The 20297-nt window shown below is 71.7% G+C and carries 20 protein-coding genes; 6 read left to right on the plus strand and 14 right to left on the minus strand.

Going from position 1 to position 20297, the window contains the following annotated elements; translation table 11 throughout:
- Positions 1-74: 74 nt before the first annotated feature.
- Positions 75-1445 carry a cystathionine beta-synthase gene (locus AC27IY_RS22455; protein ID WP_344210890.1) on the plus strand — a complete coding sequence of 457 codons (1371 nt, stop codon included), beginning with the start codon at positions 75-77 and terminating at the stop codon, positions 1443-1445.
- 51 nt (positions 1446-1496) lie between these two features.
- Here AC27IY_RS22455 and AC27IY_RS22460 read toward each other — a convergent pair whose 3' ends face one another.
- Complete coding sequence (locus AC27IY_RS22460; protein ID WP_487179080.1) at positions 1497-2639, minus strand: sensor histidine kinase; 1143 nt, start codon at positions 2637-2639, stop codon at positions 1497-1499.
- Between the two features lie 315 nt (positions 2640-2954).
- Here AC27IY_RS22460 and AC27IY_RS22465 point away from each other — a divergent pair, with 315 nt between their 5' ends.
- Positions 2955-4097, plus strand: a complete 1143-nt coding sequence (locus tag AC27IY_RS22465) for a cystathionine gamma-synthase (RefSeq protein WP_487179081.1) — start codon at positions 2955-2957, stop codon at positions 4095-4097.
- Positions 4098-4110: 13 nt separating this feature from the next.
- Here the strand turns inward: AC27IY_RS22465 and AC27IY_RS22470 are convergent, their stop codons facing one another.
- Both AC27IY_RS22470 and AC27IY_RS22475 read right to left on the minus strand, forming a co-directional pair.
- Positions 4111-4542, minus strand: a complete 432-nt coding sequence (locus tag AC27IY_RS22470; protein WP_364454958.1) for a hypothetical protein — start codon at positions 4540-4542, stop codon at positions 4111-4113.
- Between the two features lie 10 nt (positions 4543-4552).
- A complete protein-coding gene (locus tag AC27IY_RS22475; RefSeq protein ID WP_344210882.1) occupies positions 4553-4678 on the minus strand; it encodes a hypothetical protein in 126 nt (41 codons plus the stop codon).
- Positions 4679-4817: 139 nt separating this feature from the next.
- On the opposite strand from AC27IY_RS22475, the gene AC27IY_RS22480 reads away from it, so the two are divergent.
- Positions 4818-5240, plus strand: coding sequence for a DUF6292 family protein (locus tag AC27IY_RS22480; RefSeq protein ID WP_344210880.1), 423 nt, complete (start codon positions 4818-4820; stop codon positions 5238-5240).
- Between the two features lies 1 nt (position 5241).
- On the opposite strand, the gene AC27IY_RS22485 is transcribed toward AC27IY_RS22480, so the two are convergent.
- The 3 genes from AC27IY_RS22485 to AC27IY_RS22495 are packed head-to-tail and all read right to left on the minus strand — an operon-like array spanning position 5242 to position 8410.
- A complete protein-coding gene (locus AC27IY_RS22485) occupies positions 5242-6396 on the minus strand; it encodes an epoxide hydrolase family protein (RefSeq protein WP_371249874.1) in 1155 nt (384 codons plus the stop codon).
- Positions 6397-6440: 44 nt separating this feature from the next.
- Positions 6441-7124, minus strand: coding sequence for a response regulator (locus tag AC27IY_RS22490; RefSeq protein ID WP_487179082.1), 684 nt, complete (start codon positions 7122-7124; stop codon positions 6441-6443).
- Positions 7121-8410, minus strand: a complete 1290-nt coding sequence (locus AC27IY_RS22495) for a sensor histidine kinase (protein WP_487179083.1) — start codon at positions 8408-8410, stop codon at positions 7121-7123. Before AC27IY_RS22495 ends, AC27IY_RS22490 begins: the two co-directional genes overlap by 4 nt.
- Before the next feature lie 225 nt (positions 8411-8635).
- Between AC27IY_RS22495 and AC27IY_RS22500 the strand changes: the two genes are divergently transcribed.
- Positions 8636-9322 carry a hypothetical protein gene (locus AC27IY_RS22500; RefSeq protein WP_487179084.1) on the plus strand — a complete coding sequence of 229 codons (687 nt, stop codon included), beginning with the start codon at positions 8636-8638 and terminating at the stop codon, positions 9320-9322.
- Here the strand turns inward: AC27IY_RS22500 and AC27IY_RS22505 are convergent.
- The 4 genes from AC27IY_RS22505 to AC27IY_RS22520 all read right to left on the minus strand — a co-directional run bounded on the left by AC27IY_RS22505 (position 9297) and on the right by AC27IY_RS22520 (position 14016).
- Entirely contained in the window at positions 9297-9752 is a 456-nt protein-coding gene (locus AC27IY_RS22505; RefSeq protein WP_371249878.1) for a GNAT family N-acetyltransferase, read from the minus strand. The two genes, AC27IY_RS22500 and AC27IY_RS22505, sit on opposite strands and share 26 nt — an antisense overlap.
- Positions 9753-9786: 34 nt before the next feature.
- Complete coding sequence (locus tag AC27IY_RS22510; protein WP_487179085.1) at positions 9787-11745, minus strand: vWA domain-containing protein; 1959 nt, start codon at positions 11743-11745, stop codon at positions 9787-9789.
- Positions 11746-11794: 49 nt separating this feature from the next.
- Complete coding sequence (locus AC27IY_RS22515; protein WP_487179086.1) at positions 11795-12556, minus strand: hypothetical protein; 762 nt, start codon at positions 12554-12556, stop codon at positions 11795-11797.
- A gap of 62 nt (positions 12557-12618) precedes the next feature.
- A complete protein-coding gene (locus AC27IY_RS22520) occupies positions 12619-14016 on the minus strand; it encodes a sigma 54-interacting transcriptional regulator (RefSeq protein WP_344210864.1) in 1398 nt (465 codons plus the stop codon).
- A 172-nt stretch (positions 14017-14188) separates the two neighbouring features.
- Here AC27IY_RS22520 and AC27IY_RS22525 point away from each other — a divergent pair, with 172 nt between their 5' ends.
- On the plus strand, positions 14189-15361 hold the full coding sequence (locus tag AC27IY_RS22525; protein ID WP_344210862.1) for an FIST signal transduction protein: 1173 nt from the start codon (positions 14189-14191) through the stop codon (positions 15359-15361).
- 57 nt (positions 15362-15418) lie between these two features.
- Here the strand turns inward: AC27IY_RS22525 and AC27IY_RS22530 are convergent, their stop codons facing one another.
- The 4 genes from AC27IY_RS22530 to hppD form a co-directional block, all read right to left on the minus strand.
- Positions 15419-16195 carry a hypothetical protein gene (locus tag AC27IY_RS22530; protein ID WP_487179087.1) on the minus strand — a complete coding sequence of 259 codons (777 nt, stop codon included), beginning with the start codon at positions 16193-16195 and terminating at the stop codon, positions 15419-15421.
- On the minus strand, positions 16192-16737 hold the full coding sequence (locus tag AC27IY_RS22535; protein ID WP_329589850.1) for an RNA polymerase sigma factor: 546 nt from the start codon (positions 16735-16737) through the stop codon (positions 16192-16194). The genes AC27IY_RS22530 and AC27IY_RS22535 overlap by 4 nt, the downstream gene beginning before the upstream one ends.
- Positions 16738-16813: 76 nt before the next feature.
- A complete protein-coding gene (locus AC27IY_RS22540; RefSeq protein WP_487179088.1) occupies positions 16814-18232 on the minus strand; it encodes a M1 family metallopeptidase in 1419 nt (472 codons plus the stop codon).
- Between the two features lie 213 nt (positions 18233-18445).
- Positions 18446-19555 (minus strand): 4-hydroxyphenylpyruvate dioxygenase, encoded by a 1110-nt coding sequence (hppD, locus tag AC27IY_RS22545; protein ID WP_364454921.1) that lies wholly within the window; start codon positions 19553-19555, stop codon positions 18446-18448.
- Between the two features lie 103 nt (positions 19556-19658).
- Between hppD and AC27IY_RS22550 the strand changes: the two genes are divergently transcribed.
- On the plus strand, positions 19659-20147 hold the full coding sequence (locus AC27IY_RS22550) for an Lrp/AsnC family transcriptional regulator (protein WP_091087113.1): 489 nt from the start codon (positions 19659-19661) through the stop codon (positions 20145-20147).
- The last annotated feature ends 150 nt before the right edge of the window (positions 20148-20297 follow it).

A 20297-nucleotide genomic window follows, 5' to 3' on the forward strand; every position in this document is an offset into this window, starting at 1 on the left:
AGGGCCTGCCACCCCGACCGGGTCCCGGCCTTCGGATAGCTGATCAAGCTTTGGCAAAGAAGGTGAACACCTCGGTGCGCGTTTACGATTCCCTGGTCGACCTCATGGGGAACACCCCGCTCGTCCGGCTGCACAAAGTGAGCGCGGGCCTGCCGGCCCAGGTGCTCGCCAAGGTCGAATACTTCAACCCGGGCGGATCCGTGAAGGACCGCATCGCGGTCCGCATGATCGAGGCTGCGGAGAAGTCGGGCGCGCTGCGCCCCGGCGGCGTCATCGTCGAGCCGACCTCCGGCAACACCGGGGTGGGGCTCGCCATCGTGGCCCAGCAGAAGGGCTACCGGTGCCTGTTCGTGGTGCCGGACAAGGTCGCCCAGGACAAGATCGCGGTGCTGCGGGCCTACGGCGCCGAGGTCGTGGTCTGCCCGACCGCCGTCTCGCCCGACCACCCCGACTCCTACTACTCGGTCTCCGACCGGCTGGCCCGCGAGGTGCCCAACGCCTGGAAGCCCGACCAGTACTCCAACCCCGACAACCCGGAGTCCCACTTCCACTCCACGGGGCCCGAGATCTGGGCCGACACCGAGGGCGGCATCACCCACTTCGTCGCCGGCATCGGCACCGGCGGCACGATCAGCGGCACCGGCCGCTACCTCAAGGAGGTCTCCGGCGGCCGGGTGCGCGTCGTCGGGGCCGACCCCGAGGGCTCGGTCTACTCCGGCGGCAGCGGGCGGCCCTACCTGGTCGAGGGCGTCGGCGAGGACATCTGGCCGAGCACGTACGACACCACGATCTGCGACGAGATCATCGCGGTCTCCGACAAGGACTCCTTCACCATGACCCGCCGCCTCGCCCGCGAGGAGGGGCTGCTGGTCGGCGGCTCGTGCGGCATGGCCGTCGTCGCGGCGCTCCAGGTGGCGGCGCGGGCGAACGAGGGCGACACCGTCGTGGTGCTGCTGCCCGACGGCGGCCGCGGCTACCTGTCGAAGATCTTCAACGACGACTGGATGGCCGACTACGGCTTCCTCACGACCAGCTCCGACGAGGGCCTGGTCGCCGACGTGCTGGCGCGCAAGGGGCCGGGCCTGCCGGAGTTCGTGCACGCCCACCCGCACGAGACGGTCGGCACGGCCATCTCGATCATGCGCGAGTACAGCGTGTCCCAGCTCCCGGTGATGAAGGAGGAGCCGCCGGTCATGGCGGCCGAGGTCGTCGGCTCCATCGTGGAGCGCGACCTCCTCGAAGCCCTCTACCACGGCAGGCTCTCCTCCGAAGACCCGATTGCTGATCATATGTCCGCGCCGCTACCCACGATCGGCAGTGGTGAACCTGTGGCGCGTGCGGTGGAAGCGCTGGAGAAGGCGGATGCGGCGGTCGTGCTCGAGGACGGCAAGCCGTCCGGGCTGATCACGCGGCAGGACCTGCTCGCCTTCCTCGCCAACCACTGAGCCCGTCCCCGCCCTGGGCCCGCCACCGGGCGGCCCAGGGAGGGGGACCGGTCAGGTCAGGGGGAACTCGGCGACGACCTCCCAGGCGCCCTCCCTCGACGGGCCGGCGTAGAGCCGGCCGCCCAGGGCCTCCACGCGTTCGGCCATCCCGACTAGGCCGAAGCCGCCGCCCAGGCGGGACACGCGCGGGTCCGACGCCGAGCCGAAGTTGCGCACCCGCAGCACCACGGACCGCTCGTGCCGGCGCAGGTCCGCCTCCACCCAGGCGGCCCGCGCGGCGTGCTTGCGCACGTTGGTCAGCGACTCCAAGAGCACCCGGTGCAGGGTCGTCATGACCTCGGGCTGCAGCGTGCGGTCGTCCAGGCCGGGGCCGATCTCGAAGGCCACCTTCGGGCCGTCCGCCGAGAACCGGTCGGTCAGCATCCGCAGGTCGGCCAGGGTCGTGCCGGGTCTGCGGCCCGCCTCCTCCTCGGCGCGCAGCACCGTCACCATGCGCCGCATCGAGGTCAGCGCGTCCGACCCGGCCGTGGCGATCGCGTCCAGCGCGGGCAGCACCGCCTGCGGGCTGGCCTCGGCGACCGTACGGGCGGCCTGCGCCTGGACCACGATCCCCGTGATGTGGTGGGCGACCAGGTCGTGCAGCTCCCTGGCCAGCTCCAGGCGCTCGGCCCGGCGCACGGAGTGGACGGCCTCCGCCCGCCGTTCCTGCTGGAAACGCAGGTAGCCGCCCGCTCCGGCGGCCATCGACCAACTGGCGAACAGCAGGAACGAGAACGCGAGCCCCGCCCCGTGGTAGTCGCGGCCCACGGCCTCCGCCATGAGCACGATCAGCCCGGCGCAGGCGAGGGTGGCCGCCAGGGGTACCGGCTCGACGTGCCGCAGCACGCCGATGACGAGGATGAGCAGCGCCCCGGTCTCCGTCATGCCGGGCACGCCGGCGAGGTCCGTGCTCCCGATGGCCATGGACGCGGCGAACGACAGGCCCAGCATGACGGCGAAGCCGTCGGCGCGGTGCCGCCGCCGCAGCGCCACGGCCACGATGCCCGCCACCCCGCACGCCGGCACCAGCCACTGCAGCCCCCCGACGGAGGCGGCGATCGCCAGGTCGAACAGGAGCATCAGGCCGAGCCAGCCGAGCATCGCGAACTCGCTCAGCCGCCGCACCCAGTACAGGAGGCGTTTCGTCTCACCCACGCTTCGAGCCTAGGTCTCAGGTCGGACCTCTCGTATCAACCGTTCGGCCGAGCGCGGGGGGCATGGACCGGCCCTTCAGCGGAGGCGGAGGGGCGGGCCCTGAGCGGATGCTGGAGAGGTCGAAAGGAGACGGACATGATTGCCATCGGGTTCGGGTTGCTGGGGGTCGGGCTGGTCGTCGCGCTGCTGCTCGCGCTGGCCGATCCCTTGCTGATCTCCCGCCTTGAGGGGGAGCCCGACGACGCCGCCTGACCTCCGGGGTCGCTGTCTCGCCGGCCATCCTGGAGCTGTCCGAACGTCCGTTACCGTTGGCGTATGAGCAACGGTTTTGAGACCCTGGCCATCCACGCAGGTCAGGAGCCCGACCCGCTGACCGGCGCGGTCGTGCCGCCGATATATGCCACGTCCACCTACAAGCAGGACGGCGTGGGCGGCCTGCGTTCCGGATACGAGTACAGCCGCTCGGCCAACCCCACCCGCACCGCGCTGGAGGAGGCGCTGGCGGCCGTGGAGGGCGGCGCGCGCGGGCTCGCGTTCGCGTCGGGGCTGGCCGCGGAGGACACCCTCCTGCGTACGGTCTGCAGGCCGCAGGACCACGTGATCATCCCCAACGACGCCTACGGCGGCACCTACCGGCTCTTCGCGAAGGTCCACGAGCGCTGGGACCTCCACTACGACCCGGTCCCGCTGCACGACCTCGACGCGGTGGCCGCCGCCATGACGCAGAAGACGCGGGTCGTCTGGGTCGAGACGCCGACCAACCCGCTGCTCGGCGTCGCCGACATCGCCGCGCTCGCGCGGCTCGCCCACGACAACGGGGCGCTGCTGGTGGTGGACAACACGTTCGCCTCGCCCTACCTGCAGCAGCCGCTCGCCCTCGGCGCCGACGTCGTCGTGCACTCCACCACCAAATACGTCGGCGGCCACTCCGACGTGGTCGGCGGCGCGCTGATCGCCGCCAACGCCGGGCTCGGCGAGGAGCTCGCCTACCACCAGAACGCCATGGGCGGGGTGGCCGGGCCGTTCGACGCCTGGCTGACGCTGCGCGGGCTCAAGACCCTCGGCGTACGCATGGACCGCCACTGCGACAACGCCGAGCGCGTGGTCGACCTGCTGCTCGCGCACCCGCGCGTGACCGAGGTCCTCTACCCGGGGCTCCCCGAGCACCCGGGGCACGAGGTCGCGGCCAAGCAGATGCGGCGCTTCGGCGGCATGGTGTCGTTCCGGGTGGCCGGGGGCGAGGCGGCGGCCGTGGCGGTGTGCGACCGGGCCAAGCTGTTCACGCTGGGGGAGTCGCTCGGCGGCGTCGAGTCGCTGATCGAGCACCCGGGGCGGATGACGCACGCGTCGGCGGCCGGCTCGCCGCTGGAGGTGCCCGCCGACCTGGTGCGGCTGTCGGTCGGCATCGAGACGATCGACGACCTGCTCGCCGACCTCACGCAGGCGCTCGCCGGCTGAGCGGCGCGTCCCGTCAGGTGGGGACGATCATCAGGAAGAGGATCACCAGCCAGATCACGGACACGATTCCGCTGATCGCGGCGATCCGTCCGTTCTGCACCTTCGCGTCGTCGGCGGGGTCCTCGCTCGAGAGGGCGTGCACGGCGGCGCGGAGGTCACGGTCGATCAGCACCAGCAGCACCGCCGCCACGATGAACAGCGTCATCGAGGCCGTCATGTACCACTTGCCGAGCACACCTCCGCCCATCACGATGCCGAGCACCAGCCCGAACACGAACACGCCGAGCGTGCCGATGCTGTAGACCCGCGTCAGGCGCTGGATGTTCTGCAGCGCGGGCACGTTCTTGGTGCGGATGAGGCGGGGCGCGGCCATCGTCGCGGCGGTCACCGGGCCGACGGTGAAGATCGCGAACCCGACGTGGAGCCAGAGAAGCAGGGTGGACATGCCGGAGAGACTAGTCGCCGGCGATCTCGGCGGGTGACTCGACACTCTCTTTGCCGGAGACCGGACAACGCGTGATGAGCTCCATGGCCGCTACCGTCACGGCCATCATGACGATGAGAAGAATCATGGCAATCATGGGCTCGCCTCCTTCCCCGTGTACGCCGTAAATATCGTCCGGAATGACTAGACGGCTGTGCAACGGAATAAGTTGGGCACGGGTAGGGTTGGTAACCGTTCCTTTTTCCTTACCGTTTGGGCACAAGGGGGTGCCGTCCGTGGCCATCAGGCATGTCGAGCCGTACAGCGACGAGTGGCTGGAGCAGCCGGTCAGTTACGTGCGCCAGGTCGTCGATCAGCTCGGAGCCGAGGTGGCGGACTGGTGGGAGGGCCCCTGCGATCCGCGTGACGCCACGCTCAGGCTGGCCGACGGCAACGCGCTGGTGTGGGACGAGGAGAGCGGCTGGCGCCTCGGCGCCTTCGTGGCCGGCGGCCGCGGCTCCCACACCGAGCTGGCGGGCGTGCGTTATCTCGGCAACGGCCTGCTGCCGCGCCCCGAGCGGGTGCCCGGGGCGCTGGCCGACGCGCGGGCCGGGGTGGGCGCCAGCACGGCCTGGCGCCCCTGCTACCGCTCCCACCGCAACTGCCGTGACGGCTTCGACCTCGCCCTGGCCTTCTACACGCGCCTCGTGGACGCCTGACCTAGCGCCGGCTGTTCACCAGCGCGAAGAACGTACGGATGTCCTCGACCAGCAGGTCGGGGGCCTGCACCGAGGCGAAGTGGCCGCCGCGCGGCGGCGTCGACCAGTGCACGATCGAGTGCGACAGCTCGGCCAGGCCCCGCAGCGCCTTGTCGCCGGGGAAGTTGGCCACTCCCGTCGGCACCCCTGACGGGGCCGGGCGCTTGCCCCACCCCTCGTCGCCGCCTTCGTAGTAGAGCCGGGCCGCCGAGCCCGTGGTCTGCGTCAGCCAGAAGATCGTCAGGTCCGTGAGCAGGACGTCGCGGTCCACCGGGGCCTGCACCTTGTTCGCCGGGTCCCAGTCCACGTACCACTCCAGGTTCCAGGCGAGCTGCCCGGCGGGGGAGTCGTTGAGCGCGTACGCCAGCGTCTGCGGCCTGGTCGACATCTGGGTGGCGTAGCCGGAGTGGGTGTACCACCACGCCTCCTGCTCCTGGGCGAGCTCCCGCTCGGCCTCCGACAGCCGGTCCAGGTCGTCGGGGTCCGTCGGCGTCGAGGCGTTGGCCAGCGCGTTCACGTGCACGCCGATGACCTTGTCCGGGGCGTGCCGGCCGAGCTCGGGCGAGACCATGCTGCCGAAGTCGCCGCCCTGGGCGCCGTAGCGCTCGTAGCCGAGGCGGCGCATCAGCTCCGCCCACGCCCGCGCGACCCGGTTCACGCCCCAGCCGGTCTCCCTGGTCGGGCCGGAGAACGCGAAACCGGGCACCGACGGGATGACGACGTGGAAGGCGGGAGCCTGGTCCGCATTGTGCGCGCGCGGGTCGGTCAGCGGGCCGATGAGGTCGAGGAACTCGTACACGGTGCTGGGCCAGCCGTGCGTGATGATCAGCGGGATCGCGTCCGGCTCGGGGGAGCGTACGTGCAGGAAGTGGATGTTCTGGTTGTCGATCGTGGTGGTGAACTGGGGGAAGGAGTTGAGGCGGGCCTCGTGGCGGCGCCAGTCGTACTCGGTGCGCCAGTAGCGCACCAGCTCTTCGAGGTGGCCCTGGGCCACGCCGTACGACCAGCCGACGCCGGGCAGCTCGCCGGGCCACCGGGTGCTCGCCAGGCGGGCGGCGAGCTCGTCGAGGTCGGCCTGCGGAATGTCGACCCGGAACGGGTGAATCGCATCGCTCATGCCTCCCAGCCTCACCCCGAACGCGGACGAGACGCTTCCTCGTTTCAGGGCGGCGGCTCACCGGGCCGGACGAGGCCCGTCTCGTAGGCGTGGCGCACCACCTGGGCGCGGTCGCGGAGGCCGAGCTTGGCCAGCAGCCGGTTGAGGTGGGTGCTCACCGTGGCCTCGGCGATGGCGAGGGCGGCGGCGATCTCGGCGTTCGACAGGCCCTGCGCGATCAGCCGCAGCACCTGCTGCTCGCGGGCGGTCAGCGCCGACTCGGGCGGAGGTTGCGGGGGCGGCGACGTACGGCGGTAGGCGTCCACGACGCGGCCGGTCACCGCCGGGTCGAGCAGGATCTCGCCCCTGGCGGCGCTGCGCACGGCGGCGAACAGGTGCTCCGGCGGCGAGCCCTTCAGCAGGAAGCCGCTGACGCCCGCGTGGAGTGAACGGTCGAGGTTGTCGTCCGTGTCGTACATGGTGAGCATGATCACGCGGGGCGCCGGGTTCGCGGCCAGGATGCGGCGGGCGGCCTCCAGGCCGTTCACGTGGGGCATGGCGATGTCGAGGAGCGCGACGTCCGGGCGGTGGACGCGGGCCAGCTCCACCGCCTGGCGGCCGTCGGCGGCCTCGGCCACCACGGCGAGGTCGGGCTGGGTCTCCAGCATCAGCCGGAGCCCGGCGCGGATCATCGCCTGGTCGTCGGCGATCAGGACGCCGATTGGTCGCGGCTCGGCCGGCTCACTCACAGGGGGAGCACCGCCCGCACCTCGAAGCCGCCCGAGGGCAGCGGGGCGGCGGTGAGGGTGCCGTCGAACAGGGCGGCCCGCTCACGCATGCCGATCAGCCCGTGGCCGCCGCCGGGTGTGCCGGACGGCTTGCGGGCAGGAGCCTCGTTGGCGACGGACAGGCGCAGCTCGCCGGGACGGTAGTCGATCGTCACCTCGGCCCTCGTCGGGCCGGCGTGCTTGAGCGCGTTGGTCAGGGCCTCCTGGACGATGCGGTACGCGGACAGATCGAGGCCCGCGGCCAGCGGCACCGGCTCGCCGCGTACGTCCAGGGTCACGTCGAGGCCGGTCGCGCGCACCTGGTCGAGGAGGTCGTCGAGGCGGCCGAGACCCGCGCGCGGGCTCAGGCGGTCGTCGTCGGCGGTGCGGAGCAGGCCGACCATGCGGCGCAGCTCGATGAGGGCGGCGCGGCCGGTCTCCTCCACCGTGGTCAGCGTCTCGCGCTCGCGGTCCTGGCCGGGGGCGAGCATCAGGCGTACCGCGCCGGTCTGCATGGTCATCACGCTGACGCTGTGGGCGACGATGTCGTGCAGCTCGCGGGCCAGGCGGGCGCGTTCCTCGGCGACGGCCTCGCGGGCCAGCAGCTCGCCGCGCTCGGCGGCCTGGACGGCGAGCACCCGGTGACGGCGTACGGCGAGGCCGGCGCCGGCCGCGATGGCGGTCATCGCCAGCGCCACGGCGACGTCGCCGGGGCCGGGCGGGGTGATGCTGTGGAGCAGCATGCCGGCGACGTACGCGCCGGTCGCGACCGCGCCGACGGCGACCTTGGGGCTGCGCAGCGGCACCTCCGACAGGAGGGTGAACAGCAGCACGAGCTGCGTGTAGAACTGCCAGGCCGCGGCGGGGGAGGCCGAGACGGTGAACACGGCGACGTTCGCGGCGGAGTAGCCGACCAGGACGGTGAACGGCGCCCGCCGCCGGTACAGCACCCCGGCCGCCGCCACCACCCCCGCCACCGCCCACCAGGCGGCCTGCTCGCGCTGGGGCGCCATGCCGCGCTCGCTCAGCTCCTCGGCGACCGCGAACAACGCCACCACCACGGCGACGAGCCAGTCAACGGGCGAGGAGGGAAGGAACGCCGGGACCCGCCCTGCGGAGGAGGAGGAGGCGGCGTCGACGGGGGAAGTGCGGCTGCCCATGGCGGAGTCGGCGGTGGAGTTGGCGGCGGTGGAGTCGGCGGTGGAGTCGGCAGAGGTGGTGGGGGAGTCGGGGGCGGCGGCGGGGGGACGGAAGTGCCGGCGGAGCATGAGGCGAGGGTAGCCGCCGCCCCGATTGCACCGTTCCAGCAGGGCCTCCGGCCACCGGCATCACGCCCTCCGGCCACCGGCTCGCGGGCGCGGTGCCACCACCCGTCCCCCGCGGCGCGGCGGGTGCGGGGGACGGGTGGTGGCGGGGAATCCGTCGCGCGGGGGACCCCCGGTCAAAGGCTGCTTTGACGACGGGCCTGGTGGCCGCTCCGTACGGTCCACCCCATGCTTACGAACGCGAACGCCTTCCGCCGCACCGCGGCCGGGGTGAGCCTGCTGCTCGCCCCCCTCTGCCTGCTCCTCGGCATGGTCACCGACCCCAGCGAGCCGGGCGTCACCGACCCCCTCGTCTACGCCAACAACCCCGAGGCCGTCGGCGTCAGCGCCACGCTGCTGCACTACTGCTGGGTGCTGTTCGTGCCGGGCGTGATCGGGCTGGTGCACCTCGTCCGGCGCAAGGGCGTGGTGCTGGCCAACCTCGCGGGCGCGGTGACCGTCCTCGGGCTGATCAACTTCTCGTCCCTGATGATCTCCGACTTCTTCGACATCGTGCTCTTCCAGGCCCTGCCGGTGGAGCAGGCCGAGAAGCTCATGCAGGACGCCGCGCAGCCCGCGATGATCGCCGCCTGGCAGATGCCCGGCATGATCGGCACGTTCCTCGGCCTGGTGCTGGTCGCGGTCGCCTACGCCTGGGGCGGGCGGGCCGGATGGTGGTTCCCCGTCGCGGTGCTCGCGGGCAACGTGATCTGGCTGGTGGGCGCCAGCCAGTGGAACATGGTGCTCGGCCTCGGCGGGCCGGTCATCCTGCTGGCGACCTTCGGGTACGCCGGCGTGCAGCTGATCCGCATGACCGACGCCGAGTGGGCGGGCGAGCAGCCCGCCGCGGTCACCCCGAGCGCAGCACGAGCATGACGTGCTCGTCGTCGCCGTGCCGGACCGTGCCCTCCCGCTGGAAGCCGTGCCGTTCGAGCAGGCGCACCGACGCGGTGTTGCCCATGTGCGGGTCGGCGTGGAGCGGGCGGACCGGCTCCTCGGCGAGGAAGAGGCCGAGCGCGCGGGTGCCGATGCCGCGCCCCCAGAACTCGCGCCCCATCCAGTAGCCGATGAAGCGGCGATCCTCCTCCCACCAGGCCACCAGGTTGCCGGCGAGCCGGCCGTCGGCCTCGATCGCGCGCACCCGGTTGGCCGGGTCACCGAGGACCCGGGTGCGCCAGTGGGTGAGGAAGCGCTCCCGGGGCCGGGCGGGGAACCGGGAGCGCCGGACGGCCTCCGGATCGTGCTCCTGCGCCAGGAACACCTCCAGGTCGTCCTCCACCACGTCTCTGAGCCGTACGTCCGTCATGACCGGGAGTCTGGCAGCCGGCACCGACAGAAAGTCAGCGGGAGCGGCGCAGGCGGAGGAAGTCGCTGACGACGTACTCGCCCAGCCGCTCGGCGCTCGGCGAGAACACCCGGCCGCCGTTGCGCCGCGCCACCTCGTCCACGAACTCCTTCAGCCGGTCGTCGGCGGCCAGCATGAAGACGTTGAGCGTGGCCCGCCGCCGGGTCATCTTGTCGATCTCGGCCAGGGTGAGCTCCAGCGTCTCGTGCGACGGCGGCCATTCGAAGGCCGAGTGGCCGTTGCGCATGAGGTGCGCGGTCGGCTCGCCGTCGGTGACGACCAGCACCACCGGCTCGAAGTCGGGATGGCGGTCGAGATGGCGGCCGGCGATCAGCAGGGCGTGGTGCAGGTTCGTGCCCTGGACCATGTCCCAGTCGAGCCCGGCCAGCTCGTCCGGCTGCAGCACCCGCGCGTAGTTGGAGAAGCCGATGATCTGCACGGCGTCCTGCGGGAACTTCGAGGCCACCAGCGCCTGCAGGGCGAGGGCGGTCTGCTTGGCGGCGGCCCAGGTGCCGCGCAGGGCCATCGAGTACGACAGGTCCACCAGCAGGCACACCGCCGCGGCCGTGCGGCGTTCGGTCTCGGCCACCTCGAAGTCGTCCACGGACAGGCGCACCGCCGCGCCGCCCCCTGATGTCACCCCGCCCCGGCGCACGCCGTTGACCAGGGTGCGGACCACGTCGAGCGGCTGCTCGTCGCCGAACCGCCACGGCCGCGACGAGCCCGTGAGCTCCCCCGCCGAGCCGGCGTCGTGCTGGTCGTGGTCGCCGCGCCGGCCCGCGTCCAGCGAGGAGAACACCCGGCGCAGCGCGGTCTCGCCGAGCCGGCGCACCGCCTTCGGGGTCAGCTCCAGCTTGCCGCGGCGGCGCAGCAGGTAGCCCTGCTCCTCCAGCTCGCGTTCGATGCGCTTGAGCGCCTCCAGGTCGTCCACGGCGGAGCGGCCGAGCGCGCGGCGTACGGCGGCCTCGTCCACGTCGTCGAGGCGCGCGCCCGGGTAGTCCTGGCGCAGCGCCGTTTCGAGCTGGGTCAGGTCGGCCAGCTCCTCCAGCGCGGTCACCGCGTCGCCCATGCCGAGCGGTTCCTCGCCGGTGAGGCGTTCGGGGGCGTTCCAGGCCAGGTCGGGGCGGCGGGAGTAGAGGGCCTCGCCGAGGCGGCGCATCTGGTCCGACAGCCCGGCCTGCTCCAGCGTCTGGTTGATGAGGTTGCTCAGCTCCTCGCGCTGGCGCGGCGTCATCGAGGCCAGCATGCGCTGCGTGGCGGCGGCACGGCGGGCCAGGATGTCGACCAGCTCTTCGAGGTTGCGGGGCTTCTCGGGGAACAGGTCGCCGTACTTGTCCATGAACGCGGCGAAGTCGGCCTGGGTGTGCTGGCCGCGGGTGTCCCTGTCCAGCATGTCGTTGAGGTCCGCCATCATCTGGCGGACGCGCTCCATGGCCTCCGGGTCGGGGTTGGCCAGGGCGTCGCGAAGCCCGCGGAACTGCGCGTCGAGGACCTCGCGGCGCAGCAGGCCGCGCAGCTCCTCGAAGGTCTGGCGGGCGGCGCCGGAGCGCCACTCGTACGTGCTCAGCTCCTGGATGGCGCTCGCGGTGTCGTCAGGGAGCGCGTCGAGCCCCGCCTCCCGCATCCGCGCGTCGTCGGACGGGTCGGGGAACAGCTCGGCCCGCTCCTGCCCGATGGCCTTGTCGAGCAGCGCCCGCGCCTTCTCCAGGGTGCCGTCCAGCCGCCCGCGCTCGCGCAGGTCGCGGCGGCGCCGCCGGACCTCCCTGAGCATGTCGTCGAGACCGCGGCGGTCCTGCGCGCCGGGCAGGCCGCGCTTGAGCAGGTCGCGCAGGGCGTGGACCGGCGTCGAGCCCGACAGGATCGCGTCGCCCATCTCGTCCAGCGCCGCCCGTACGTCGTAGGGGGGAGCGAGAGGGTCGGGGCCGTCGTGGTACTCGCCATAGCGGTAGGCCATCACCCCACCACGCTAACCCGGAATGCCCGATTTCGCTGCGGGGCCGGTCCTACGCGTCCCCGTAGACCTCCCAGACCTCGTCGATCCCGCCGACCTCCGGCGAGAAGCGCAGCTTCGCCAGCACCGGGTGCTCGACCGAGCGCAGGGCCCGGGCGAGGTCGTCGGGGCCGCACGCCCGCTTGCCCAGGCCGTCGCGGCCGGCGTTGACCGGCCGTCCCGCCAGCCAGCCGTCCTTGCAGCGGGCCGTGGTCCGGTAGAAGTACGTCAGGTAGGAGTAGCCCAGTTTGTACGTCTTCCCGCCCGTCGCGAACAGCACCGTACGGTCGTCCACCCGCTCGATCGTCCCCCGGGCGGTGCGCGCGTTCGGCCAGTTGGAGATCAGGATCTCGTTGACCCGCACGGCCCGCCCGTCCTGGTACTCCACGCGCATCGGCGTCGCCCCGCGCCCCAGCGCGGCGGCCAGGTCGCCGGGCTTGCACCGGGTGCGGCCGAGCCCCTTCGCGTCGAGCGCGACCTGCCCCTCGGTCTCCTTCAGGTCGCAGGCCACGGTCACCCGGCCGACGGCGGCCCTCGTGTAGTCGAGCCGGACCTCCTTGGCCCCGGCGAGCGTCTTGAGCCGGTAGCCGAGGAAGCCCTGCTGCTTCACGAGCGTGGCCGACTTCGGCACGATCCGGAGGTGACCCTTGCCGTCGGGCCAGGCGTAGCCGTACGCGACCTGGGGCGAGGTGCTGGGAGTGGTGGCCCGCGCGGGCACGGCGAAGGCGCCCACGGTGAGTACGGCGGCGGTGGCGCAGGCAAGCGAACGGCGCATGGGTGGCTCCCCCGTCAGGAACGATCAGTCACCCCCTTTGACGCGGGAAAACGCGCCCGCGTTCACGTGCGATAGACGGCCGTTCCGTCGAGGTCCTCCTTCGACAGGCGCCGCATGAGGTAGAGCCCCTCCAGCGCGAACTCCAGCGCCGCCGCCGCGTGCCCGGGGGACTCCTCGCCCGCGCCCATGCCCAGCCGCGACATGATCTTGGCGAGGCCGGTCACCGGGCCCATGCGGGTCAGCAGCTCGCCGGCCGGGACCAGCTCGCCGGACTCCACCTGGCCGCCCTCGGCGAACTTGTCGGTCACCGCCGACAGGTCCGCGCCGCCCAGCCGGTTGCGGAACGTCTCCGCCGTCGCCCTGCGCAGCAGGTGGGCCAGGATCTCGGTCTCCCTGCCCTCCTCGCTGACCTCGAACTCCACCTTCCCGCGCAGGCTGTGGACCACGCAGGCCAGGTCGACCACGCGGGTGACGGCCTGCTCCTCGCCCGCGATGGCGGAGCGGCGCACCGCGGAGGCGGCGGCCGTCTCGGCGGCGGCGATCGAGAAGCGCGCAGAGACGCCGGAACGGGCGTCCACGGCGGTGGACTCGCGGACGAGGCGGGTGAAGCGGGCGATCACCTCGACCAGGTGCTCGGGGATGTCGGCCCCGATGTCGGGGACGGACTCCTGGCGGATGAGCGTGAGCTCGTCCTCGACGGTGAGCGGGTAGTGGGTGCGGATCTCGGCGCCGAAGCGGTCCTTCAGCGGGGTGATGATCCGGCCGCGGTTGGTGTAGTCCTCGGGGTTGGCGCTGGCGATGAGCAGGATGTCGAGCGGCAGGCGCAGGTTGTAGCCGCGGACCTGGATGTCGCGCTCCTCCAGCACGTTGAGCAGCGACACCTGGATGCGTTCTGCCAGGTCGGGCAGCTCGTTGACGGAGAAGACGCCCCGGTTGGTACGCGGCACGAGCCCGTAGTGGACGGTCTCGGGGTCGCCGAGCGTGCGGCCTTCGGCGATCTTGATGGGATCGATGTCGCCGATCAGGTCGCCGACGCTGGTGTCGGGCGTGGCCAGCTTCTCGCCGTAGCGCTCGTCGCGGTGCTTCCAGGCGACCGGCAGCTCCTCGCCCAGCTCCCGCGCCAGCGTCCGGCAGCGCGTGCAGACCGGCGCGTACGGATGGTCGTTGATCTCGCACCCTTCGACCACCGGCGTCCACTCGTCGAGCAGCCCGGTGACGGTGCGGATGAGCCGGGTCTTGCCCTGGCCGCGCTCGCCCAGGAGGACCAGGTCGTGCCCGGCGAGAAGGGCCCGCTCCAGATGCGGCAGGACCGTTTCGTCGAAGCCGACGATGCCGGGGAAGCGCGGCTCGCCCGCCCGCAGCTTGGCCAGCAGGTTCGCCCTGACCTCGGCTTTCACGGTGCGGTGGACGTGTCCGCTCTCCCGCAGCTCGCGGAGAGTTCGTGGCTGTGGCTGATGCACGGGTTCGAGACTACGTCCCCTGAGGGGAATGTGGCAGGGCCTTCCACAACCAGGGGAGATTTCGGATCTCGACTATTGAGTGACGGTTCGTGTGCGTGCTTGTCCCTTTAGTGGGGAGAATCCGGACCTAGGGAACTTGGACATGTTGAGGGAGGCGAGACGTGTGGCCTTGATGACGAGTCGCTTCGCCGACGGCCTCGCCGTGGGTTCCGACCTGGTGGTGGCCGCGCAGAACGCCGTCGGCCGGGCCCTGTCGAGGCTCAGCGGCCAAGCCGACCTGGTCTGCTTCTTCATCTGCGGCGACGACCCTGACGACGTCGCCAGGGCCGGACAGGCCGCGATGGAGCTCGCGCCCGGTGCGCACGTGATCGGTTGCAGCGCCACGGGGGTGATCGGCGACGGGCAGGGGGTGGAACTGACGCCCGCCGTGAGCGCCTGGGCGGCGACCTTGGAAGGGGCGAGACTCACCACGTTCGCGCTGGACACGCTGGCGGCCGAGGACAAGTTCGTGGTCGTCGGGGTGCCCGAGCGCGCCACTGACGACCATGTGGCGATCCTGCTGGCCGACCCGTACACCTTTCCGACCGACGCCTTCGTCGAACGCTCGGTGGACGTGCTCGGCGACCTCCCGCTCATCGGCGGGCTGGCCAACGGCCTCCAGGGGCGGGGCTCGGTCAGGTTGTTCGCGGACGGCAAGGTCTATCTGGAAGGCGCGATCGGCGTCCTGCTCGGCGGGCCGCTGCAGGTCAGCACCGTGGTCAGCCAGGGCTGCCGGCCGATCGGCCCCAGCATGGTGGTGACCGCGTCCGAGGAGAACCTGCTACTTGAGCTGGCCGGGCAGCCCGCGCTGGCCCGGCTCGAGGACATCGTCAGCGACCTCGACGAGGACGACCGCGAGCTCGTCGCCGCCGGGCTGCAGATCGGCATCGCCATGGACGAGTACGCCGAGCGCCACGAACGCGGCGACTTCCTCATCCGCGGCGTGATCGGCATCGACCCCGAACGCGAGGCCGTCGCCATCGGCGACATCGTGGAGGTCGGCCGGACCGTACGCTTCCAGGTGCGCGACGCCGCCACCGCCGACGAGGACCTGTACGACGTCCTGGACGCCCACCGCGAACAGCTCGGCCGGGTCGACGGGGCGCTGCTGTTCTCCTGCAACGGGCGCGGCTCGGCCATGTTCGGCACCGCCGACCACGACCCCGTCGCGCTGCGCGACACGCTCGGGCCGATCGGGGTGGCGGGGTTCTTCGCCGCCGGGGAGGTCGGGCCGGTCGCCGGGCACAACCACGTCCACGGGTTCACCGCCTCCGTCCTGGTCTTCTCCAGCACGTCCCCGGCGTGACCGCCGCCCCGGCCCGCGCCGGGGTGCAGGGGCGGGGCCGGAGCGGCGGTGAGGGTGTCAGCCGGTGCCTTGGGCCGGGTCGGAGCCGTCGTTCTCGCGCGTGACCAGGCCGTGGCCGTCCTCCTCGCGCGTCGTCAGGCCAGGGCCGCCGTCCTCGCGCGTGGTGGGGCCGGGGCCGCCGTCCTCGCGTGTCGTGAAGCCGGGGCCGTCGTCCTTCTTTCCTTCCCTCGTCCCCTTCTTTCCTTCCTCCGTGCCGCCGGAGCCGGATGACGGCAGCGGCAAGGAGGTGGCCGCGCAGGGCGCGACCTCACCCTCCACCACCTGGAGCGACGTCGCCGACGGCAGGTCACGGTCGCCGTCCGGCCCCTTGGTCACGGCCAGGACGAGCGTCGACCCGGCCGGCACCTGCCCTTCCGTGATGGAGAAGGAGATCCCGTCCCCGTCCCTCCTGATGGCGCTGCCGAACCGGCCGTGCGGGCCGCCCGGCCGGCCGCGCTCCGGCCGGCACGTCCGCCCCTCGGGCAGGTAGTCCACGACCGCCTTGACGCCGTGGCGGGCCAGCTCGGCCTCCAGCCCGCCGGGGTCGGTGAACGCGCTGATCCGCACGCTGACCGTCCCGTCCGGCGCCTCGGTGACCGCGTACGCGGGCCCTTGGACCATCAGCGCCGCGCCCGCGGCGGCGGCCGCCGCCACGCCCGCGACGGCCACCGCCAGCCGTCGTCCGCGCCGCCCGCCCAGGGCCGGGGAAGTGCTCGTCGTCGTCATGTCGTCCGCCGTTCTCATCGTGATCTCCGACTTGAGTGCACTGAGAAGGCGCTCCTCGAAGCTGCTCATGCCTGTCCTTCCAGGTACACGGATGCCGGCGAAGCGACGTCTCGCAGGGCTCGTCTGGCCCGGTGCAACCTGACCCGGGCGGTCACCTGACGGATCCCGAGGGCCGCGGCGGCCTCCTTGAGGCTGAGCTGGTCGATCGCGACGAGCTCCAGCACCGCGCGCTCGCCCTCGGGCAGCCCGGCCAGGGCCTCCCAGGCGTGGCGCATCCGGCGCCCGGCGTCGATCCGCTCCTCCATCCGGGTGAGGTCGTCGTCGTCCATCAGCCGCCGGCCGGCCAGCCGGCTGCCGGCCCGGGACTCCCGGGCCGCCCGCCGGTGCTGGGCCGACACGACGTTGCGCGCGATGCCGTACAGCCAGGCGGCCTCGCTGCCGCGGCCGGGAACGTAGGTGTGCGCGGAGTCCAGCACCGCCACGAAGATGTCGGCCGTGAGGTCGGCGGCCAGGTGCGGGTCGCTCACCCGTCTGGTCACGAACCTCAGCACCGCGTCCACGTGGCGGCGGTAGAAGGCCTCGAAGGCCGCGGGGTCCTCGTTGAGGCGCATGGCCCGCCACTTCCTTTTCCGTCGTTCGCCTTACACCTTTACTTGGGCCGGGCGACGGAAAGCGTTGCCGCCCTGGTCAGGTGGGGCGGCGGGGCTGGAAGAGCCAGGCGTCGAAGAGCGGGCCGAGGTCCTTGCCCGACAGCTTCTCGGCGAGCGCGATGAACTGCTCGGTCGTGACGTTGCCGTAGCGGTGCTCGGCGGTCCAGGCGCGCAGCAGCTTGAAGAACGTCTCGTCGCCGACGGCCTTGCGCAGGGCGTGCAGGGTCATCGCGCCGCGCGTGTAGACGGACTGGTTGAACAGGTCGTCGGCCTTGGCGTTGCCCGGCGGGTAGGCCCAGATCGGGTCACCGGCCGGGCGGGCGAGATTGCGTTGGAAGATGGCCTCGGCGGTGCCCGTGCCCTTGTGCTCGGCCCACAGCCACTCGGCGTAGGTGGCGAAGCCCTCGTTGAGCCAGATGTCCTTCCAGCGCCGGATGCTGAGGCTGTCGCCGAACCACTGGTGGGCCAGCTCGTGGGCGATGATGGCCTCGTCGGGGGCGAAGCCGCCGTACATCGGCTTGGTCTGGTTCTCCAGGGCGTAGCCGGTGGCGAAGTCGTCGACGACGCCGCCGGTCGAGCCGAACGGATAGGGGCCGAAGACGGTGGACCAGTAGTCGGTGACCTCGCCGGAGACGGTGTAGAGCTTGTCGAGCGAGCTCTTGAACGCCGGATCGACGGCGGCCAGCAGCGGGATGCCTGCGGCGGTGCGGCCCTCGCGCAGGTCGAACGTGCCGAGCGTGGCCGTGGCGAGATAGGTGGCCATCGGCTGCCTCTCGTGCCAGCGCCACGTGGTCCTGCCTCCCACGGTGGTGGGCCGGCCGGTCAGCTCGCCGTTGGCCAGGGCGGTGAGCCCGGCGGGCACGGTGATCGCGAAGTCGAAGGACGCCTTGTCGGAGGGGTGGTCGTTGGCCGGGAACCAGGTCTTGGCGCCGTCGGGCTCGGCGGTGACGAACGCGCCGTCGCGGGTCGGGATGAAGCCGTAGGTGCCGAGGTTGGCGGAGTTGACGACCGGCTGGGGGGTGCCGGCGTAGGACACCTGGACGGTGAAGCGGTCGTCGTCCTCGATCGGGCGCGCCGGCCGGATCTTGAGCTCCTGGCCCTGCCTGCTGAAGGTGGCGGCCTCGTCGTCGACGGTGACGCCGCTGACGTCGTAGCCGGTCAGGTCGAGGTCGAAGCTGGACAGGTCCTGGGTGGCGGCGGCGGTGATGGTGGTGACGCCGCGCAGTTGCCTGTCGGCGGGCGTGTAGTCGATGGCGATGGCGTAGTGGGCGACGTCGTAGCCGCCGTTGCCGTCCAGGGGGAAGGCGGGGTCGCCGATGCCGGGCGCGCCCGCGCGGGCGTCGGTGATCGCGGCGGCCGTGGGATCGGTGGACGGAGGCGGCTGGTCGGCCGGCGTGCAGGCGAGCGCGCCGGCCAGCGCCATCAAGATCGCGACTGAGCGTCTTTCGTAACGCATCCCCGAAATCAGCCCCCTTCGATCCGTGACCAGAATATTACTCTCGGTCAGGCACCGGCTGCGACACGGCCTGGTCTGCGGGTTCTCGTACGGGAGGGTTGGACGGGGTGCACGACGAGGACGCCGGCGCACGGACATGCGGCGGCGTCCTCGGGCCCTAACGGTGGCGACGGTCCCATGAGGCTGTGATCACCCGGGACAAGTCGGGACAAACTAAAGGTTGCCCCTGCGTTCCTGCTCGCGCTCGATGGCCTCGAAGAGGGCCTTGAAGTTGCCCTTGCCGAACCCGAGCGAGCCGTGGCGCTCGATCAGCTCGAAGAACACGGTGGGCCGGTCCTGCACGGGCTGGGTGAAGATCTGCAGCAGGTAGCCGTCCTCGTCGCGGTCCACCAGGATGCGGCGCTTCTTCAGCTCCTCGATCGGCGCCCGCACCTGCCCGATGCGCTCGCGCAGCTCGGGGTCGTCGTAGTACGAGTCCGGCGTGTCGAGGAAGCGCACCCCGGCCGCCCTCATGTGGTCGACCGTGGTGATGATGTCGTTGGTGGCGAGCGCGATGTGCTGCACGCCGGGGCCGCCGTAGAACTCCAGGTACTCGTCGATCTGCGACTTCTTGCGGCTGACGGCCGGCTCGTTGAGCGGGAACTTGACCTTGCGAGTGCCGTCGGCCACGACCTTCGACATGAGCGCGGAGTACTCGGTCGCGATGTCGTCGCCGATGAACTCGGCCATGTTGGTGAAGCCCATCACCTTGCGGTAGAACTCCACCCACTCGTCCATCTTGCCCAGCTCGACGTTGCCGACGCAGTGGTCGACCGCCTGGAAGAGCCGGCCGGTCCGGGTCGCGGGCGGGGCGACCAGCGGCTCGGCGGGCACGTAGCCGGGCAGGTAGGGGCCGCTGTAGTTGGCGCGGTCGACGAGGGTGTGCCGCGTCTCGCCGTACGTCGCGATGGCCGCGAGCACCACCTTGCCGTGCTCGTCCTCCAGCGTGTACGGCTCCTCCAGCCCCTTCGCCCCCTGCTCGACGGCGTGCCGGTAGGCGGCCTCCACGTCGGGCACCTGGATGGCCAGGTCGATCACCCCGTCGCCGTGCTCGGCCACGTGCCGCGCCAGGTCGGTGCCGGGCCGGATCGAGGCGCGGAACTCGAAGGTGGCGCTGCCCGAGGTGAGCACGTACGCGGCCGTCTCGGGGCTGCCGTTCTCCGGCCCCCGATAGGCCACCAGCTTCATCCCGAACGCGGTGGAGTAGTAGTGGGCCGCCTGGCGGGCGTTGCCGACCGCGAACACGACGGCGTCCATGCCGTTGACCGGAAAAACATCGCTCATGCCCCCAACTCTCGATATGTCTGGACGAGTTGCGCAAGAGTTACTTGAAAGAGTGGACAATCTGCCTAGCGTTGAGCGGAGTTGTCCGCTACTTCTGTACAGCATGACGACGATCGACGACCTCGACGCCCGGCTCATCGCGCTGCTGACCGCCGAGCCACGCCTCGGCGTGCTGGAGTGCTCGCGCCGCCTCGGGGTGGCCCGCGGCACCGTACAGGCCCGGCTCGACCGGCTGGCCGCCCGCGGGGTGATCACCGGTTTCGGCCCCGACGTGTCGCCCGCCGCGCTCGGCTACGGCGTCACCGCCTTCGTCACGATGGAGATCCGCCAGGTCTCCGGGCACGATCCGGTCGCCGACCGGCTGGCGCGCATCCCCGAGGTGCTGGAGGTGCACACGATCACCGGGGCCAGCGATCTGCTCTGCCGGGTGGTCGCGCGGACGAATGCGGATCTGCAGCGAGTTATCGATCAAATTGTGGATGTCCAAGGCGTGTTGCGGACTAATTCGATCATTGCCCTGGACACCCCGGTTCCTTACCGAGTGCTGCCCTTGGTCGCCGATGTTCCGCGTCGCGAGAGCCGTTCGACGTAGTATCGCTATGGGACGGGGCACCGATATCGATCGTTTACCCTTGGCATTCGCCCAGCTTGCAGGCTTGCGACAGGGGGGTCGAAGGTGCGGAGCGGTGGAAGGGGCGGAATGCCGAAAAAGCGGATACTTCGGCTTCTGCTGATTTGTTCG

This window comes from Nonomuraea sp. B208 (genome assembly GCF_057536035.1).

Coding starts and splice junctions, on each gene's coding strand:
- AC27IY_RS22550 (WP_091087113.1), top strand. CDS start 19,659: ATGACGACGATCGACGACCTCGACGCCCGGCTCATCGCGCTGCTGACC.
- AC27IY_RS22535 (WP_329589850.1), bottom strand. CDS start 16,737: ATGCGCCTCAACGAGGACCCCGCGGCCTTCGAGGCCTTCTACCGCCGC.
- AC27IY_RS22530 (WP_487179087.1), bottom strand. CDS start 16,195: ATGAGCAGCTTCGAGGAGCGCCTTCTCAGTGCACTCAAGTCGGAGATC.
- AC27IY_RS22475 (WP_344210882.1), bottom strand. CDS start 4,678: ATGATTGCCATGATTCTTCTCATCGTCATGATGGCCGTGACGGTAGCG.
- AC27IY_RS22495 (WP_487179083.1), bottom strand. CDS start 8,410: ATGCTCCGCCGGCACTTCCGTCCCCCCGCCGCCGCCCCCGACTCCCCC.
- AC27IY_RS22465 (WP_487179081.1), top strand. CDS start 2,955: ATGAGCAACGGTTTTGAGACCCTGGCCATCCACGCAGGTCAGGAGCCC.
- AC27IY_RS22500 (WP_487179084.1), top strand. CDS start 8,636: ATGCTTACGAACGCGAACGCCTTCCGCCGCACCGCGGCCGGGGTGAGC.
- AC27IY_RS22510 (WP_487179085.1), bottom strand. CDS start 11,745: ATGGCCTACCGCTATGGCGAGTACCACGACGGCCCCGACCCTCTCGCT.
- AC27IY_RS22470 (WP_364454958.1), bottom strand. CDS start 4,542: ATGTCCACCCTGCTTCTCTGGCTCCACGTCGGGTTCGCGATCTTCACC.
- AC27IY_RS22505 (WP_371249878.1), bottom strand. CDS start 9,752: ATGACGGACGTACGGCTCAGAGACGTGGTGGAGGACGACCTGGAGGTG.
- AC27IY_RS22485 (WP_371249874.1), bottom strand. CDS start 6,396: ATGAGCGATGCGATTCACCCGTTCCGGGTCGACATTCCGCAGGCCGAC.
- AC27IY_RS22525 (WP_344210862.1), top strand. CDS start 14,189: ATGACGAGTCGCTTCGCCGACGGCCTCGCCGTGGGTTCCGACCTGGTG.
- hppD (WP_364454921.1), bottom strand. CDS start 19,555: ATGAGCGATGTTTTTCCGGTCAACGGCATGGACGCCGTCGTGTTCGCG.
- AC27IY_RS22515 (WP_487179086.1), bottom strand. CDS start 12,556: ATGCGCCGTTCGCTTGCCTGCGCCACCGCCGCCGTACTCACCGTGGGC.
- AC27IY_RS22540 (WP_487179088.1), bottom strand. CDS start 18,232: ATGCGTTACGAAAGACGCTCAGTCGCGATCTTGATGGCGCTGGCCGGC.